11 protein-coding genes and 1 pseudogene are annotated in these 17,956 nt (G+C 35.4%); 7 read left to right on the top strand and 5 right to left on the bottom strand.

Annotated elements, in window-relative coordinates; genetic code table 11:
- Nucleotides 1-149: 149 nt before the first annotated feature.
- Both O0955_RS13580 and O0955_RS13575 read right to left on the bottom strand, forming a co-directional pair.
- Nucleotides 150-1,304 (bottom strand): FecR family protein, encoded by a 1,155-nt coding sequence (locus O0955_RS13580; RefSeq protein ID WP_269428092.1) that lies wholly within the window; start codon nt 1,302-1,304, stop codon nt 150-152.
- An 87-nt stretch (nt 1,305-1,391) separates the two neighbouring features.
- Nucleotides 1,392-1,979, bottom strand: coding sequence for an RNA polymerase sigma factor (locus O0955_RS13575; protein ID WP_269428091.1), 588 nt, complete (start codon nt 1,977-1,979; stop codon nt 1,392-1,394).
- A 516-nt stretch (nt 1,980-2,495) separates the two neighbouring features.
- Between O0955_RS13575 and O0955_RS13570 the strand changes: the two genes are divergently transcribed.
- The 3 genes from O0955_RS13570 (at nt 2,496) to O0955_RS13560 (ending at nt 6,773) form a co-directional block, all read left to right on the top strand.
- Complete coding sequence (locus tag O0955_RS13570) at nt 2,496-3,236, top strand: hypothetical protein (protein ID WP_269428090.1); 741 nt, start codon at nt 2,496-2,498, stop codon at nt 3,234-3,236.
- 106 nt (nt 3,237-3,342) lie between these two features.
- The gene (gene clpB / locus O0955_RS13565) at nt 3,343-5,937 is read left to right on the top strand and encodes an ATP-dependent chaperone ClpB (protein WP_269428089.1); all 2,595 of its coding nucleotides are present in this window, start codon (nt 3,343-3,345) and stop codon (nt 5,935-5,937) included.
- A 320-nt stretch (nt 5,938-6,257) separates the two neighbouring features.
- Nucleotides 6,258-6,773: a DUF6646 family protein gene (locus O0955_RS13560; RefSeq protein WP_269428088.1), complete on the top strand. Its 516-nt coding sequence runs from the start codon at nt 6,258-6,260 to the stop codon at nt 6,771-6,773.
- Nucleotides 6,774-6,826: 53 nt separating this feature from the next.
- Here O0955_RS13560 and O0955_RS13555 read toward each other — a convergent pair.
- Nucleotides 6,827-8,031 (bottom strand): annotated as a pseudogene (locus O0955_RS13555) (MFS transporter).
- A gap of 400 nt (nt 8,032-8,431) precedes the next feature.
- Here O0955_RS13555 and O0955_RS13550 point away from each other — a divergent pair.
- Nucleotides 8,432-9,034 carry an outer membrane beta-barrel protein gene (locus tag O0955_RS13550; protein ID WP_269428087.1) on the top strand — a complete coding sequence of 201 codons (603 nt, stop codon included), beginning with the start codon at nt 8,432-8,434 and terminating at the stop codon, nt 9,032-9,034.
- A gap of 71 nt (nt 9,035-9,105) precedes the next feature.
- On the opposite strand, the gene O0955_RS13545 is transcribed toward O0955_RS13550, so the two are convergent.
- Nucleotides 9,106-11,868, bottom strand: coding sequence for a S8 family serine peptidase (locus tag O0955_RS13545; protein ID WP_269428086.1), 2,763 nt, complete (start codon nt 11,866-11,868; stop codon nt 9,106-9,108).
- A gap of 696 nt (nt 11,869-12,564) precedes the next feature.
- On the opposite strand from O0955_RS13545, the gene O0955_RS13540 reads away from it, so the two are divergent.
- Nucleotides 12,565-13,404, top strand: coding sequence for a M57 family metalloprotease (locus tag O0955_RS13540; RefSeq protein WP_269428085.1), 840 nt, complete (start codon nt 12,565-12,567; stop codon nt 13,402-13,404).
- 99 nt (nt 13,405-13,503) lie between these two features.
- Here the strand turns inward: O0955_RS13540 and O0955_RS13535 are convergent, their stop codons facing one another.
- Entirely contained in the window at nt 13,504-16,014 is a 2,511-nt protein-coding gene (locus O0955_RS13535) for a S9 family peptidase (RefSeq protein WP_269428084.1), read from the bottom strand.
- A gap of 174 nt (nt 16,015-16,188) precedes the next feature.
- Between O0955_RS13535 and O0955_RS13530 the strand changes: the two genes are divergently transcribed.
- A complete protein-coding gene (locus O0955_RS13530) occupies nt 16,189-17,067 on the top strand; it encodes a polysaccharide deacetylase family protein (RefSeq protein WP_269428083.1) in 879 nt (292 codons plus the stop codon).
- 23 nt (nt 17,068-17,090) lie between these two features.
- Nucleotides 17,091-17,954 carry a polysaccharide deacetylase family protein gene (locus O0955_RS13525; RefSeq protein WP_269428082.1) on the top strand — a complete coding sequence of 288 codons (864 nt, stop codon included), beginning with the start codon at nt 17,091-17,093 and terminating at the stop codon, nt 17,952-17,954.
- Nucleotides 17,955-17,956: the final 2 nt, after the last annotated feature.

The following is a 17,956-nucleotide window of genomic DNA, read 5'->3' as shown; positions in this document are numbered from 1 at the left end:
TTTTAGGGACTTCGAACGCAACTCGAAGTCCTTTTTTACTGATTAATCGATAGAAAACCGATTAATAATCTGGTATATATTTTTTCATTTTTTTAGTTTGGTTTTATAGTTTGGTTAATTGTTAATTCACATTATTTTTTTTTAGCCGATTACCTGACCACAACTTTGTTGTTTGTAATGGTAAATTTTGCAAGTCCGGTTAATTCCAGCATTTTTAACACTTTTGAAATGTGGCTGGATCTGGATATATAACCTCCAAAAACTGCATTTTTTTTGCTTAGGTCCTGAAATTCAACATCCACATTATACCACCTGCTTATTTTTTTCATGATACTTTCCAGACGTTCATTATCAAAATAAAAATCTCCGTTCTTCCATGAAATGGCTTCATCTGCATCAACAGCAATGATTTGGATCGAATTATCAGTAGCCTGTATAACTGATTGTTGTCCGGGTTTCAACAATCCTGAAATTTTAGATTTAAGATTCAAAACTCTCACACTTCCTTCCAGCAGGGTTGTTTTTATCTGTGGTTCATCATTGTAGCTATTAATATTGAAATGGGTACCCAAAACCTCAACTTCCTGCCCCCTTGCATCCCCAGAAAGGAGAATTGTTTTAACGATAAACGGCACTTTACCCTGCCCCCCTTTACGGCTTAAAGATGCTACTTCAAAATACGCTTCACCATTCAGTTCCACCTTACGGTCTCCCCCTCCATTTAAAGTTGTGGGATAGGTTAAGCTAGAAGCTGCATTTAGCCATACTTTTGTGCCATCAGGCAAACGTACTTGATATTGTTCTCCACGAGTAGTGGATAATGTGTTCATTTTTAGGACTCCTGTTTTGCCATTATGTGGCTCAGGCTGTATATTGTAGACGATTTGTCCGTCAGTGGTTTTGCTAATTTTAACACCTGCTTCTTCTGCAAGATTACCATTAACCTCAGATGATAGTGCAATTTTCCGTCCATCAGATAAGGTTAAAGTTGCCGAATTTTTACCTGGTGGAATATCAACTTGTGTTTCTTTTGCACTTTGCTTATAGAAATATAGACCAAATCCGATACAAAGAACGATTGAAGCCGCAGCCATTAACCATTGCCTGTTTCGCCCATTCTTGTGGCGATGAACAGAAAGACGGTTCCAAACCTGTACCTCAGCCTTTTCAAGCATCGATTGGCTGGGGGCTTCAGCTTCGTCTGAAACATCCAGGTACCAGCTCTCCACCATTGCCTGCTCCTGTTTATCTGCCCTGCCAGACAGATATCTTTCCAATAAAATTTCTTCTTTCGTCTTTTCCATTGAATAAAATTAGGAGAATAACATCCTTAATAAACTAAGTCTATCTAAAAGAAGCAATAGGGTACTGCAAAAAAAAATAAAGTATTTTTAAGGTTTGATCAAACCAAGTAAATAGAGCGTATATATAACGATTCCGAGTTTGGAACGTAAGATTCTTAAGGACTTTTTCACTTGAGTACGGACGGTATGCTCAGAGGTACCCAATTCTTCGGCAATATCTTTATGGCTCATCCCCTGATTCCGGCTCATTTCAAAAACTTTTTTCATTTGAGGAGGCAGGGCATTAATTTCCTTCTCTATCATAACACTAAGCTCACGCTCCCGAATCATCATATCCGTAATAAATTCTCCTCTGGCAATAAAATCCTTTAAAGAATCGAGATAGCGTATTTTACGATCAGATCTTAATCCAAGGGTAAATACACGATTACGTACTGCTGCATATAAATAGGATGAAAACTTCGTGGTTATATCTATTTGTTCTCTTTTTAACCAAACAAACTCAAATAAATCATGCACCACATCCGTGGCCTCTTCTTCATCCTTTAACCGTTTAAATGCATGAATGTATAGAAGTCTGAAATATCGTTGATATATTTCAGTAAAAGCACCTTTATCCCCCTCCTTTAAAAGGCTGGTCAGGTCATAATCAGATAAAGCATTATATGCATTCATTATATTTTCTGCAATGTAGTCCTATTGCGCCTTGAGTAGTATAACTGAAACTACAATTAGAAATTGATCAGCATAAATTTACAAAACATTCGCCTCAATATTAGTAATTATTTTGGGGATTTTTTATTACACAACGTTATATAGCATAAAAACGCTTAACTGAAAATAGATAATCAACAATTTATAAGAATATTAATTTTTACTTTTTGAGCCAGAAAAAAACTCGACTATAAAAAGTATGACCAGGCTAAAGACCGCTAAAATTCCGTAAAATATGTTTTCCAATATCCTCATGTACTTTAGAACGGTTTAAAAGGATCATAGTTTAACTGCGGTTTTGCGTTTTACAAAAATTTAACATTTACAAAGAACAACATATTAACCAAATCCTTTAAAAACAGTATTTTAACAAAAATTAAAATATAAATCTGATTTAATGTAATTAATATAATACATTAGTAAATCTAACATTATAACCACTAAAGTATACTTTGATCAAAATCTAATCCGCTCACTATGGAATTTTTCCTCCTCTTAATAGCCATTCCTGCCCTTACACTTAGTTTTTTACTTGGCTTCATTTTGGCCATAATTAACTTCCGCCGAAAAAAACTGTCTATAGAAATTATAGCATGGATTTGTACCTCAATTTTAATCATTTCTAACCTGATATTATTATTTAATTCCTCGCCCCTTGGCATTTTTCCAATGGGAGTAATCGATAGCCAGGTTTTTTCTATTCCTATATTTTTGCTTTTATTTCTGCTGTTTCAATACCGCAGCGACCAGGCGAAAGACATTCAAACATTTAGGTTTTTTTACACCTTAAAATCATTCTGCTTAACTCAAATTTTGAGTGCATTTATTTCCATTACAGTATCTATGCTGTATTCAAACCAATCATTAAGTTTAGATAAACCTGAAAACAGGCAAATGTTATCTTACTTTATCTCAGGATTTAATTTAATATTATATACCGCTTTACTTACCGTTATTGTTTACCGGTACTTAAAAACAGTTAGTCCATTGCCTGTAATGAAATCCTTATTTACAGAAAGTTTGACCTTAGTTATTGTCATTATTATGGCTAACGAAATATGGGGTATAACAACCACAATTCTTCGCTTTCATAACATCGAATGGCTCAACATCACTTATTTACTCACCACAACCGTCTTTGTAGCATTTGAATGCGCTGTTAGTGCACTGATTGGATCTTATCTTCACCTAAGCAAAGCAGACAAAGATTCAGTATAAAACACTAATAAACAGACATTTAGTCGCTCAATAAAAATTATAACAGACAAAATTTCCGAATTGTTAAAGCAAATTGTCGTGGCATTTGTTTTGATTAAAAAGGAATATGAACTTCAACAATTTTACAATCAAAGCCCAGGAAGCTGTTCAACAGGCTTCCGAAATAGCCCTTGGCAACCAGCAACAGGCTATTGAAACGGTACATCTGTTAAAAGGTTTGCTTACTGTTGATGAAAATGTAGTTTCTTATGTATTAAAGAAACTAAACGTAAACCTTAATTCATTAAATCAAAATTTAGATCAGGAGATTGCCAAACTTCCAAAAGTAAGTGGAAGCAATGTCTATCTGTCATCAAATACCAACGCCGTTTTACAAAAAGCACAATCGTTTTTAAAAGAATTTAAAGATGAGTTTGTTTCTGTAGAACATTTATTATTAGGCATTTTAGCCGTTAACGATAATACCTCCAAACTGTTAAAAGAGCAAGGGGTTAACGAAAAAGACCTTAAAAAAGCCATTATAGAATTGCGGGGAGATAACCGTGTAACGGATCAAAATGCAGAAGCAACTTATCAGGCCTTAGGTAAATATGCCCGAAATTTAAACGAATATGCTGAAAGTGGAAAACTGGATCCGGTGATTGGCCGTGATGAAGAAATCCGCCGTGTAATTCAGATTTTATCTCGAAGAACAAAAAATAATCCGATTTTAATTGGAGAACCCGGAGTTGGTAAAACCGCTATCGCAGAAGGTATCGCTTTCAGGATTATTAAAGGTGATGTACCTGAAAACCTGAAAAGCAAAACCGTATACTCACTGGATATGGGCGCTTTAATTGCAGGTGCCAAATATAAAGGAGAGTTTGAAGAGCGCTTAAAGGCAGTCGTTAAGGAAGTAACGCAAAGTGATGGCGATATTATTCTGTTTATCGATGAGATTCATACCTTGGTTGGTGCGGGTGGTGGCGAAGGCGCAATGGATGCGGCAAATATTTTAAAACCTGCTTTAGCACGTGGAGAATTAAGAGCCATAGGTGCAACAACATTAGATGAGTATCAAAAATATCTGGAAAAAGATAAAGCCCTTGAACGCCGTTTCCAAAAAGTGATGGTTGAAGAACCGGATACTCAGGATGCCATTTCTATTTTACGGGGTTTAAAAGAACGTTACGAAACGCACCATAAAGTAAGAATTAAAGACGAAGCCATTATTGCAGCCGTAGAAATGAGTCAGCGATACATCTCTGACCGCTTTTTACCAGATAAAGCCATCGATTTAATGGATGAGGCGGCCTCTAAATTGCGTATGGAAATGGACAGCGTACCTGAAAATGTGGATGCCTTAGACCGCGAAATTATGCGTTTAGAAATTGAACGTGAAGCAATTAAAAGGGAGAAAGACGACCGCAAGATCAAAGAGTTATCCGAAGAAATTGCCAATTTATCTGCAGAGCGTGACCAGTTAAAGGCCAAATGGCAGGGTGAAAAGGATTTGGTAGATGCGGTTAATAGTCAGTTGGAGCAAATTGAGCATTATAAATTAGAAGCCGAACAGGCAGAACGTGCCGGGGATTATGGCAAGGTTGCCGAAATTCGTTATGGCAAAATTAAAGAGGCTCAGGATACAGTAGAGAAACTAAAAGCCGATTTAGAAAGCCAGCAAAGCAGCAGCAGAATGCTTAAAGAAGAAGTAACCGCTGATGACATTGCAGGTGTAGTTGGCCGCTGGACGGGTATTCCGGTAACTAAATTAATTGCCGGTGAGCGGGAGAAATTATTAAACCTTGAAACAGAACTGCATAAACGTGTTGCCGGGCAGGACGAAGCGATTGAAGCCATTTCGGATGCCATTCGCCGTTCAAGAGCAGGCTTACAGGATAAACGTAAACCAATTGGGTCATTTATATTTTTAGGAACAACTGGTGTAGGTAAAACAGAGCTGGCAAAAGCATTAGCAGAATTTTTATTTAATGATGAAAATGCTTTAACCCGTATCGATATGAGTGAGTATCAGGAACGCCATGCGGTTTCCCGCTTAATTGGAGCACCTCCGGGATATGTTGGCTACGATGAGGGTGGACAACTTACTGAAGCTGTTAGACGTAAGCCCTACTCTGTTGTGTTACTAGATGAGATCGAAAAAGCACATCCTGATGTTTTTAACATATTATTGCAGGTTTTGGATGATGGCCGTTTAACAGACAATAAAGGCAGAACGGTGAATTTTAAAAACACCATTATCATTATGACCTCTAACATTGGGGCACATTTAATTCAGGATAATTTTAAAAATCTGGATGAAGATAATCGCGATGAGTTAATTGCTAAAACTAAAAATGAGCTTTTTGAGGTGTTAAAACAAACCATCCGTCCTGAGTTTTTAAACCGCATTGATGAGTTGATTATGTTTACACCTTTAAATCGCGGCGAGATTAGAAATATTGTAAACTTACAATTTAAACATGTACAGGAAACACTTGCCGAAATGGGCATCGAAATGGAGGCTTCTCCTGAAGCATTAGATTGGCTTGCTCAATTAGGTTACGATCCTCAATTTGGTGCCAGACCATTAAAAAGAGTCATTCAAAAAAGAATATTAAACGAATTATCAAAAGACATTCTGGCTGGTAAAATTGATAAAGACAGCAAAATAAAGCTGGATATGTTTGATCATAACTTCGTTTTCCTGAATCAAAATTAAGGCTAAACAAGTCAATACAAAAACCTGTAGAAATATGTTCTGCAGGTTTTTTTGTTTTAAATTAATTTAAAATTTACTTTTTTTATATATTTGCAGCACCAAATCGGTTTGCTAACATCCTTATAGCAATTACATCCTGTAATACTTGCTTTAATTAAAGCTGTATAATATTAACGAAAAGAAATTTGTTATTTATTTTATCCGGATTGGGGTATAAACAAATTATTTTCAACAATAGAACATTGCATTAGTTACGCATACAGCATTAAAAAGCAATAAAACTGAATTTAATTAATTTACCCATAATTTAAATATTTACGATGAGAAAAATTTTTGCCTGTTTATTTTTGTTAGTTATTAGTTACCAGCAATCAGATGCACAAATTAGTGCGTATAAAGGAAAAGACGATTTAAGATACCAGATTGGTGCAAATTTACAAAAGTGGGGAACCGGAATTGTAACCTCTATAGATTATGGTTTGGGCCCAAGCTTTTCTATTGGTGCACAAGCTAGTTATTTACTTGGCGTAAAATCATTCGATGGCGTTGATAAACCAGGTTTTGGAGATCGGTTTGACCTTAAAGCCAGATTTAATGCAAATTTAGGTAATGTTATTGGTTTACCATCTAACGTCGATCTATATCCAGGCTTAAATTTAGGGTTGAAAAATTTTGGGGCCCATGTGGGAGGCAGAGTCTTTTTTGATAAAGGATTCGGTCTTTTTGCCGAAACACAATTTCCTATTGCCCGTTACAATTCTGATGCAATTGGTTATGAAAAGTTAAACAACCAAATTTCATTTAATGTTGGTGTTGCTTTTGATTTAAGTAAATAATATTGTCTAAAGACTCTTTTAAAAGTCCGATTGTTAAATAACAATCGGACTTTTTATTTTTTTTTAGTTTCTATATTCGGCAGGAAACCCGTTAATAAGCCAATAAGTGGTAGAAAAGCACAAATAAAGAATACATATTCTATTCCTTTAGCATCTGCAAGTTTCCCTAACAATGCAGAACCGATTCCGCCCATACCAAAAGCAAATCCAAAAAACAATCCTGCAACTAAACCAACTTTACCGGGAATTAATTCCTGTGCATAAACCAGGATTGCAGAAAAAGCTGAAGCTAAAATCATTCCGATGGGTACAATTAAAACACCTATCCAAAATAAATTGGCATGAGGTAATAATAAAGCAAATGGTGCTGTACCCAATATAGAAGCCCAAATCACGTATTTCCGCCCTATCCTATCGCCAATTGGGCCACCTAATAAAGTTCCGGCAGCTACCGAAAACAAGAAAACAAACAGATAAATCTGAGAAGTTTGAACAGAAATGTGGAATTTATCAATCAGATAAAAGGTAAAATAATTGGTTAAACTCGCCATATAAAAATACTTGGAAAAGATAAGAAGCAATAAAATAGATACTGCAAAAATTACCTTTCCTTTTGAGAACTTATTAACAACAGTTTGAATATTAGCTTTGCTTTTGCTTCTGGCCAATACAAAACCTTTATACCAGTTGCCTACATAACTTAATATCATAATTGCTAAAAGCGCAATGATTGAAAACCAGATTACGCTAAATTGACCATAAGGAACAATAATCCAGGCGGCTAATAAAGGTCCTAAAGAACTTCCGGCATTACCGCCTAATTGAAAAACAGATTGTGCAAGCCCCCGCTTCCCTCCTGATGCTGCATGAGCCATTCTCGAAGCTTCGGGATGAAAGATTGACGAACCTATGCCTATAAGACATAAGAGATAAGCATGGTGTAAAAATGCTGGGACATGGAAAGGGTAATTAATCCGGTTAATGTGAAGCCCATTCCAATGGCTAAAGAATAAGGCTGTGGTTTTTTATCTGTATATAAGCCTACAAATGGTTGCAATAACGAAGCGGCCAGCTGAAAAGTTAGTGTAATAAGACCAATCTGTGAAAAATTTAAATGATAATTGGTCTTAATCACTGGATAAATAGCTGGAATTAAAGATTGGATGGTATCATTTAACAAATGCGAAAAACTTAACGCAAAAAGAATAGGAAAAACGGTTTTCTCGACTAAACTTTTTGGAGATGAGGTATCAATCATAAAAAACGAGGTTAAAATCAAAGGTATAAATTATAGCCTTGGTTCAATTAAGATTAAAGGTCAAAATACTTTAAAACTTTTATTACAATGATTACGGTTATTCTACAATTTACTGCCATAAGTGCTGCAAAAATATCTGACATTTCTACAAAAAAAGTCAGATTGTCAATTTGACAGCATTAAAAAATTAATCGATCGATTGATTTTCTGTCACACTAAAATAATATTGATTTAACATTGAATTTATATGTATTTATAACATAACCAGTTACCTAAAAACTGATTTTTTAATGACTTTATGAATGTTTTTTGGCACAAGCATTGACTTTTAGTCAAATATAGTCAGAAATTAAAAAGGTAGAATCTGACCATAATATTAACAAAATAAATAATAAAAAAGATGAAAAAACTATTATTATCATTAGTTGCAGTTGCAGGTTTAGTTTATGGTGCAAACGCACAAACAGAAAAAGGAAAAGTTATTTTAGGTGGTAATGTTGGCTTCAATACTTCAAAGGTTGATGGCGCTAATAAAGCTGATGTAAGCTTTAGCATCGTTCCAAGCGCTGGATATTTTGTAGCAAATAATTTCGCAATTGGTACAGGTGTTGGTTATACTTATAATAAAGAAGTGAGCAGATTAAGACAAAACGAAGCTTTCGTTGTAGCACCTTTCGGTCGTTACTATGTTGGTTTATCTGATCAGTTCAAATTCTTCGGACAATTATCAGTTCCAATGGCTTTCGGTAACAACAAAATTGTGGATGCTAATGGCGATACAGGTGCTAAAGTTGGTTCAACAACTTCTATCGGTGTAAACGTTGCTCCAGGTTTTGCTTTCTTCCCTACTAAAAGAATCGGTATCGAAGTTTCAGTTAATGGATTAGGTTACAACAACTTCTCTATTAAAGATGAAGCAACTGGTGCTAAAGTAAAAACAAACTCATTTGGTTTAGAAGCTGATACTTTCGCTCCTAAATTAGGCGTAATGTTTCACTTTTAGTAAATTATTACACTACAAAAAAGGCCTTCTGATTTAGCCAGAAGGCCTTTTTTGTTTCTTTATTTTATGAGTTAATTCTTAATTACTTTAAATTTTTTAAGCTGCTGTTTATTTTTAGATATTACCCCAATATAAACACCAGAGGTAAGTCTGGTTAAATTAAAGCGGTTATTATCATTTGATGCCTGTTCAAAAACCTTACGCCCAAGCATGTCAAATAAAGCAAGAGAATAATTATCGTAAGCTCCGTTTAATACATTTAGTTCTGTACTAACCGGGTTTGGATAAACAACAAGGTCATTTTCTTTAAGGTAGTTTATAGAAATTACATTGGATTGAATTTTTGCACCTTCCTGCGTTAAAAAAGTAACCCGGTAGCGTTGTATTCCAGTTCTTGGAGAAGTATCAACCGTTGAATAATTTAATAAACCTTCTTTTACATCCTCCTCTTTAAGCGTTACAAAAGTATTTGCATCAATTTGTTTCTCCCATATAAACCCCTTAAGCTTATAAGTGGTTCCGATATTTAAGCTTAACTGAATGGTACCATTCCCGATATCGCCATTTAAACTTGCCAAATAACATGATACCCCCTGGGTTCGATAATCTATGGTATAACTTTTTAAACCTGCAAAATCTATCCCATTTTCTGATAAAGCAAAATAAGATGATGCATTTGGTAATTTTTTAACCAAAATCATCGTATCTGTAGTATTTGTAAAGGGTATTAACTTATTATCGATAATGGTATACAGCGTATAGTCTTTTGCCAGTGGCTGAGGTTTCCAGTGAAACAAAATACCATCTTCGCAATTATAACCAACTTTTAAAACGGGCGGGCTTGAAATAATAAACGGGTTGCCTCTGAATTCCTGCCCTTCAATTTCCATTTTAAGTATTGCCCTGGTAAAACCGGCAGGACTAAACCAGTTAAAAAATTTGGCACTTAAATTTACAGATTCGGATAAAATAGTCCAGCTACTTCCATTATCGTAACTTACAGATAGTTTACCTGTTTTATTTTCAAAACTATTCTCCCACCTGATGTAGTTGTTTGCTCCGGCAAAAATATGGTCGTCCTTACCGGGAAATGTGAGTTGAAAGTGATTGGGCAAATTCATTTCGTAAGCGAGATAAAATGCTTGTTTATCCTGAGTCACTTTTCTTCCTTTTACATGAATAATGTAATTTCCCGGCAACAGGTTTTCTAAACTAACCTGTTGTACATTATTAACCTGATCAATCTTTCTAACTGCAACCTGTGCAAGCGAATCGGCATGAGGAAAAGTACTGAGTACCCATGGCAGAATCATTTTGCCGCTTAAATCTTCCACCGAAATGTCGAGATGATTAACAATGCTTTGTACACTGTTTATTGGAGCAGGTAAATCATTCCAAACCAATGTAACCTTAAGCTCTTTTTGTGTTTGTTGCACCTGTAAAGGGAAAGAAAAATCCTGCCCCTGCGTTACCTCGCCTTTTTTAAACCTGTTTTCAGCAATTGTGTTAACCGCTTTTAAGGCATTAACTTTTCCAAAACCATAAAAATAATCTACATGCGGTCTGCCTAAATCATCAGCTGAGTTAACCAAAATACTTTTAATTAAGGCTGAAGAAGCGGGTTTACCAAACAGGTTATAATATTTTTGTTGTAATAGGGCTACAACACCTGAGGTTAAAGCTGCTGCACCTGAGGTTCCATCTTCACCTGAGGAAACAACATCAGGTTTTACCCGGCCATCATAAGCCGGTCCTTTGCTACTTAAAGCTTCAGAAACATTTTCACGACCTATTCCGCCAATAACCAGAACATTTTTTGCCTGCTTAAAATTCCCAGTTAAGTTTGCCGCATTTTCTATGTTTTGATACACACCTGATTGTGCTTTTGTAGTTCCCTGGTTACCTGCAGAAAACACATGAACAATGGTATCTGCATCGTATACCTGCTGATCATAAGCCTGGGCCTCGATTCCATAAGTATTATCAATACTTGTTCCGTAGGAATGGTTTTGAACACTAACTTTAGCAGAAGAGAGTTTTTTTAGGTCATCAGGCAATAGATTTATATAATCAGCCGTAATCAGTTTTGCCGCAGGTGCAACCCCCAGACCGTGAATAAAAGAATTCCCGGAGCCCAATGCAAGCGTAGCCATAATAACAGCATGACCGTTATCTGCAGAATTATTAGTACCGGGAACAACCTTGCCTAAAAGGTCGAGATCTTTTACATCAAATACTCCTTCCTTTAAAGAAAGGGTAATATTTTTACCATCGAGATCGGGAAATTTATTACGTACTGCAAAAACATCAATTGCGGAAAGATCCATACCACTTACAACGATTTCTTCCTTTGCTTGCTGCACAATATCTGCAAACAGAATTTCACTATGGTTAAGAACGCTTTGCAGATCAGCTAAAGGCATCGAAATAATAATCAGTTTATAAGCTTCATTTATAGATTGAAGTTTATACTGCTTTAGATACTCAGGCACACCGGTAAATGTATTAAAAACAAGCCGTACCAATTGCTCCCGGCCTTTTTGATTACCCAGCTCCCATTTTTGAATCAAATGATCACTTGCTTTCCACAAATTATTGGATGGCGTTTTACTCAGAATATCTTGAGATAGCTGGTTAAGGCTTTTTGAGTCAACAATAAACTGATTGGCGGAGAATTGGCGTCTGGGATTAATTTTGGCAATTTCCTGCGCAGTTAAAGCGGTTTTAAACTCTACCAATACGAGACTATCTTCAACAGCTATTAGCTTTTTTTCGTTAGTGAGGGCATATTTTTGTAATTTTTTATCTAATATATTGGGAGCAACCTGTCCCATTACCAGGCTAACCGGACATAAAAAAAATATAGTGAGGCACCTGTAAATAAATTTCACGCAAAAATAGGTTGTATTTTAATTATAAATTGATCGCATTATAAGTTAGCCATTGATAACGATTACAAATTACATAATTAAAATTTAATTATAATCTATAGCGGTCTTTGTTTTCCACAAAAAAAATAAAAATAATTATTTCCGGAAAATTCCAGTTTTAATCTGAGTTCACATTTTGAAAAAGCAGCTAAAAAGGCAAATAAAATTTATTGCAAATAATCTTCGATATAGCATTATTAATACTACATAAAAATAATAAGCGATCTTTATCAGACAAAAACAGACTAAACAAGCAATAAAGAATAAGTGTTTTAATAAAAGGCTGAAATAAATATGACTAAAACGTTTTCTTTCATAAAAGAAGCTAAAGAAAGTCATTAAAAAACCTCTTAAATCTCGTCAAAAACCTGTTTTCAATTAAAAATAAAAACGAAAAAATTTTAGGCGTGTATAAAAAACACTATTAAAGCGATCTTTTGTATGTATAAAAAATATAATTATTCTTTATAGTTGTTGATAATATTTAATACAAAAAAATACAGTTACATAATTTAAAATGTAAATATTTGTTTACAATAAAATAATCCCTAAATTGGTCTTCACAATCACCTACAATGACAAACTAACTAAAGTTACCTCATGAAAAACAAAAGAATTTTATTCCTTAGCGCCCTATGCGCTTTAATGGTAGGCATCTACGCCTGTAAAAAAAATGTTTCTACTTCACCACAGGAAACCGAAACTAAAAGTGACATTTCTGCAAATGTTTTAGCCCAAATTAAAGACCTTGGTTTTAGCACAGAAAATGCCCGGGTAGTTGATGGTGGATATTTAGTTGAAGGAGATATTTTGCTGACTCAGGCTAATTTATCTGAAAAAGCTGACAACACCGCGTTAAGCATCGCAGAAACAGAACAGTATAGAACCACAAATACTGTTAAAAATCTGCCTAGAGTAATTACAGTTTCGGTGACTAATTTGCCTACTGTTTACAGCAACGCAGTTAATGAAATGATTACCAGATATAATAGCTTAGGTTTACGCATCACTTTCCAAAGAGCTGCTGCCGGAACAACCGGAAACATTAATGTTATTGGTTTTAACGAAGGTCCAAGTGGTGGTTTCATTACTTTAGGATCAGCTGGTTTCCCTACTTCTTCTGGTCAGCCTTTTAATCAAATCAAAATGAATACAAATGCTGCCGCTTACGGTTCTAACCCAAATTTATTGTACCTGGCTTCTGTTATACAACATGAAGTTGGCCATTGCATTGGTTTACGCCATACAGATTACATGAACCGTGCATTTAGTTGCGGATCAGCTGGCGCAGGTAACGAAGGGCAATCAACTGTGGGTGCAATTCAAATTCCTGGTACGCCTTCTACACCAGATGCAGCATCATTTATGCTTGCCTGCTCTAATGGTGGCAACCGTACTTTTAATGCAAATGATAAAATTGCATTAGACTATCTATACTAGTATTATAAATATTAACTAACTAATTGTTTGTAGGTGATTACATCAAAAAGCCCGGAATCTGGATGATCCGGGCTTTCTTGTTTTTAAATAAGATAAAAACTAATTCTTTCCGTTCTGCTCTATATCCCGATCCATTTCAACGATATCAACCTGTTCAGAACCAGTAAAATCACCAATAAGGTATTTATTAAAGTGATCTGCCAGTTTCCAGAATGCAAATTCGGTCATATCCCCAAAACCATGTCGCTGGCCTGGAATAATTAGAAAATCAAAGCGTTTACCGGCTTTCATCAAGGCGTTTGCAACCCGAATGGAATTCGCAGGATGCACATTATTATCTACATCACCATGCATCAACAATAAATGTCCTTTTAGGTTTTTAGCCAGATCAGGGTTTTTGTCTATGCTATATTTAAACGTTGTATCCCCCTTAGTTGAGATAATTTCTTTTACACCATGATGTTTTTCACTCCACCAACGGTTATAAATACTGTTATCATGATTTCCAGCATTTGAAACCGCCGCTTTAAAGAAGTCAGGGTAAACCAGCATCGCAGCTGTAGACATAAATCCTCCTCCTGAATGACCGGTAATTCCAACTTTTTGGTCATCTATAAAAGAATATTTTGCAGCCAATTGCTCAATTGCAGCCTTTTTATCTGCTAAACCGTAATCACGCAGGTTTCCATAACCATAAGTATGGTACCATTTTGAGCGTGAAGGATTACCACCACGATTACCAACCGTAATTACGATATAACCAAATTGCGCTAAGCGTTCGGTACGATCCATACTTTTGCTGAATGATTTATTTACGGCCTCTGTTTGCGGTCCCGGGTACACGTACTCGATAATCGGATATTTTTTGTTAGGGTCAAAGTCAAAAGGTTTATACATTACTCCATATAAATCGGTAATTCCATCATCTGCCTTTACTTTAAATGGTTCAGGAAATTTGTAACCCGCAGCCATTAATAAAGATAAATCGGCACTTTCCAGTTCCATCACCTTTTTACCCGTTTTATCACATAAAAAAGATTTCGGTGTTGTATTTACCCTCGAATAGTTATCTACAAAAAAAGTATTGTTGTCATTCATGCTAACCGCATGATCAAAATCGCCGGGGTTAAGCAATTTCAGACCAGAACCGTCAAAATTGATGCTGTATAAATGCAGGTAGTAAGGATCTTCGCTTCCTTCTCTTCCATTTGCAGTAAAATAAAGCACACGGTTTTTCTCATCAACATTTACAATGCTTTCGCAGTGAAAAGAACCCTTTGTAATCTGGTTTTTCAGTTTTCCATTGCCATCAAAAAGGTAAAAGTGTGCCCATCCGTCTCTTTCACTCCAATGAATTAATTCTTTACCATCATTTATCAAAGCAGGACGGTTTACTTCCACGTAGGTATTAAAACGTTCGTCAATTAAAGGCTTAACTACACTGGTATTAATGTCAACAGTACAAATATCAATACGTTTTAAATCACGGCTGGTACGCGAAAAATAAAACTTACTGTCGTTGCCTAACCAAATTGAAGGGCGAAATTCATTATCCCGGTCTTTATTTAAAGCTGGTTTGCTCCAAACAGAAACGCTCTGGTCTTTAAAAGATGAAACCGGTAATTTTTTATAGGTTTTTGCTGAAAAATCAAACAATAAAACTTCATCCTGTGGTGCTTCAGCTTCGCCTGGCATCTGATATTTATAAGTTTCTAAAGTTGGGCGACCTGGCGTTACACTGTTAATTACCCAAAGGTCTTTTACTTTTCGGGAGTCTGTTCTGTCTAAAACAAAATATTTAGCGTTTGGCGACCACAATACATAAGCGCCTCTTCTTTTTTTATTATTCTTTTCGTTCTCAACGTTATTTTCTCCATCTCCATCGCTGCCGTAAGAATAAAATTTTACGCCATCTTTAGTAAGCTGATGCTCAACAATGGTGCTGTCTTCTTCATTTTTCACGGCCTTTTTATAATTTTCTTTATCCATCCAGTACAAATTGTAATTACGGGAGAAAATTATTGCCGAAGAATCAGGAGCTACTGAACCCCACGATGGTTTGGGTTTTGGTTTACTAAAATTTGGAATCTCGGTTAGTTTTGCCGAGGCCAGATCATATTTAAAAGAAAAAACTTTTTTCTGCATAGAATCAGCAGCTTTTTTATCCTTTCTATCCTGTTTTAGTTCTTCAATAGTACTTTTTACTTCAAACGAAATGCTTTTTTCATCTGCTGCAAATTTCAAATTCTCTAAAGGTAAATGTTCCGCATCAAATGGATCGCGAACAATTAAAGTAATATCTGCCGCTATTTTGGCATTATCAAAAAGCAGTTTTTTACTTTTTGCATTGGCATCAACCAAATACCAAAACTTTCCTTTTGGACTTTCGAAATTATACCAAAAACGGTTACTCAATTTTAACCAATGCGGATCTACAGAAGTAGAATACACCATTTTTTTAAGCTTTTGAGGAGAAAAACGGGAAGCAAGCTGGTAATTTGCCTTTGGTTGGGGTTGTGCGCTTTCTGTGATGGTAAATGTTTTGTTTTGTGCAGCAACCGCAAACGACAAAAATTGCGCACAAAAAAGGAGTTTATAAAGTTTATTCATCAATGTGTGGTTTAATCGGCTAAAATATTCAAATAAAGATGATTAAATAAGGCTCACATTGTAATAAATGCGTTAGTTTACACTAAAAAATGTTTATAAATAGTTATCAACACAATCTTATTTGATATCTGATTAATTAATGCTTTTTTTAGTTTTGTAGCATAATACTTAAATATGAAATTCAATTTTTTAACCATAATCTCAGCAGGATTAATATTATTTGCCGGCTGTCAGTCAAAATCACAAACAGAATCTAAAAACGGTAAGGATTCAACTGCCTTAACAGAAAAAACAGCGGAGACCCCAGCAAGTACTATAGATGTTTCAAAGATAAAACCAGCTGATGCTAAAACCATTTTAGCCAGAAAACAGGTGCCTATTTTATGTTATCACCAGGTAAGAAACTGGAAACCTACGGATGGTAAAGTTGGAAAAGACTATATTGTTGAAGAACAAAATTTCAGAGATCAGATTAAAATGCTTGCTGATAGTGGCTACCACACCATTTTACCTGATCAGCTTTATGCTTATTTAAACACCGGAGCGGCACTTCCAAGCAAGCCTATTATGCTAACTTTTGATGATACCGATATGGATCAGTTTACGTTTGTACGCCCTACGCTAAAAAAATATGGCTATAAAGCAGTCTATTTTATCATGACGGTTTCTATCGGCAGAAAAGGCAAATTTGTAGATTACATGACTAAAGAGCAAATTAAACAACTTTCTGATGAGGGTAATGTAATTGGCAGCCATACTTACGATCATAAGAATTTCAAAAAATATGCGGGTAAGGATTGGGAAGAGCAATTGGATAAACCGACTAAAAAATTAGAAGAAATTACAGGCAAAAAAATGACTGAATTTGCTTACCCTTTTGGTTTGTGGAATGCTCAGGGTTTTCCTGAGTTGAAAAAACGCGGTTTCAGAATGGCTTTTTCTCTTGCGGATAAACGTGATCAGAATGATCCTTTATATTCCATTCGCAGAATTATTGCAAGTGGATACTGGTCGCCAAAAACACTAAGCAATAACATTAAACTTAGCTTTTAAGTGCTGATTTAAACTGAATTTATATGAAAAGATATAAGCATTTCTGCTTTATCATCCCCCTGTTTATACTTTCCTGCAGTGCTAACTCTTCAAAAGAAAAAGTTAGCAGTAGTGAAGCGGCAATAGAAAAACAAGAAACAAAGGATTCTACGAATCAGAAACCTGCTGATAATAAAACCATTTTGGCCCGCAGAGAGGTGCCGGTTCTTTGTTACCATCAGATTAGAAATAATATTGCCAGTGACAGCAAAAGAGCACACGATGATATTATTGCCCCTGATAAATTTAGGGAACATATGAAAATGTTGGCTGATAGTGGTTATCATAGCATTTTGCCTGATCAGCTTTATGATTATTTGGTTTATGGCAGCAAATTACCTGAAAAACCAATTATGATTACTTTTGATGACACTGATGAAGATCAGTTTACTGTGGGTGCGTCAACTTTAAAGAAATATGGTTTTAAGGGCGTTTATTTTATCATGACGGTATCGATTGGCAGAAAAGGCAGGATTAATTATATGACTAAAGAGCAGATTAAGCAATTATCTGATGAGGGAAATACCATTGCCAGCCATACTTACGACCATAAAAACTTTGCTCAGTTTACGGAGGAAGACTGGAAAACTCAAATTGATGACCCAACCAAAAAATTAGAAGAAATTACGGGCAAAAAAGTAGAATATTTTGCATTTCCTTATGGTGTTTTCAAATCATCTACCCTGCATAAATTAAAGGAACATGGCTTTAAAGCGGCTTTTATCTTATCTACTCAACGGGATGAGAATTATCCTCTGTACACCATCAGGCGTATAATTGATCCGGGAAGATATACAGCTAAAAACCTGTATTTCAGCATCAATAAGAGCTTTAACAAAACAAAATAGAA

The sequence above is a fragment of the Pedobacter punctiformis genome, assembly GCF_027213715.1.
GTDB lineage: Bacteria > Bacteroidota > Bacteroidia > Sphingobacteriales > Sphingobacteriaceae > Pedobacter > Pedobacter punctiformis.
This window is presented reverse-complemented; position numbering and strand designations above follow the sequence as displayed.

Bases quoted from the DNA above. Each gene is read 5' to 3' on its own strand.
- O0955_RS13580 (WP_269428092.1), bottom strand. From the start codon at position 1,304: ATGGAAAAGACGAAAGAAGAAATTTTATTGGAAAGATATCTGTCTGGC.
- O0955_RS13575 (WP_269428091.1), bottom strand. From the start codon at position 1,979: ATGAATGCATATAATGCTTTATCTGATTATGACCTGACCAGCCTTTTA.
- O0955_RS13570 (WP_269428090.1), top strand. From the start codon at position 2,496: ATGGAATTTTTCCTCCTCTTAATAGCCATTCCTGCCCTTACACTTAGT.
- clpB (WP_269428089.1), top strand. From the start codon at position 3,343: ATGAACTTCAACAATTTTACAATCAAAGCCCAGGAAGCTGTTCAACAG.
- O0955_RS13560 (WP_269428088.1), top strand. From the start codon at position 6,258: ATGAGAAAAATTTTTGCCTGTTTATTTTTGTTAGTTATTAGTTACCAG.
- O0955_RS13550 (WP_269428087.1), top strand. From the start codon at position 8,432: ATGAAAAAACTATTATTATCATTAGTTGCAGTTGCAGGTTTAGTTTAT.
- O0955_RS13545 (WP_269428086.1), bottom strand. From the start codon at position 11,868: ATGGGACAGGTTGCTCCCAATATATTAGATAAAAAATTACAAAAATAT.
- O0955_RS13540 (WP_269428085.1), top strand. From the start codon at position 12,565: ATGAAAAACAAAAGAATTTTATTCCTTAGCGCCCTATGCGCTTTAATG.
- O0955_RS13535 (WP_269428084.1), bottom strand. From the start codon at position 16,014: ATGAATAAACTTTATAAACTCCTTTTTTGTGCGCAATTTTTGTCGTTT.
- O0955_RS13530 (WP_269428083.1), top strand. From the start codon at position 16,189: ATGAAATTCAATTTTTTAACCATAATCTCAGCAGGATTAATATTATTT.
- O0955_RS13525 (WP_269428082.1), top strand. From the start codon at position 17,091: ATGAAAAGATATAAGCATTTCTGCTTTATCATCCCCCTGTTTATACTT.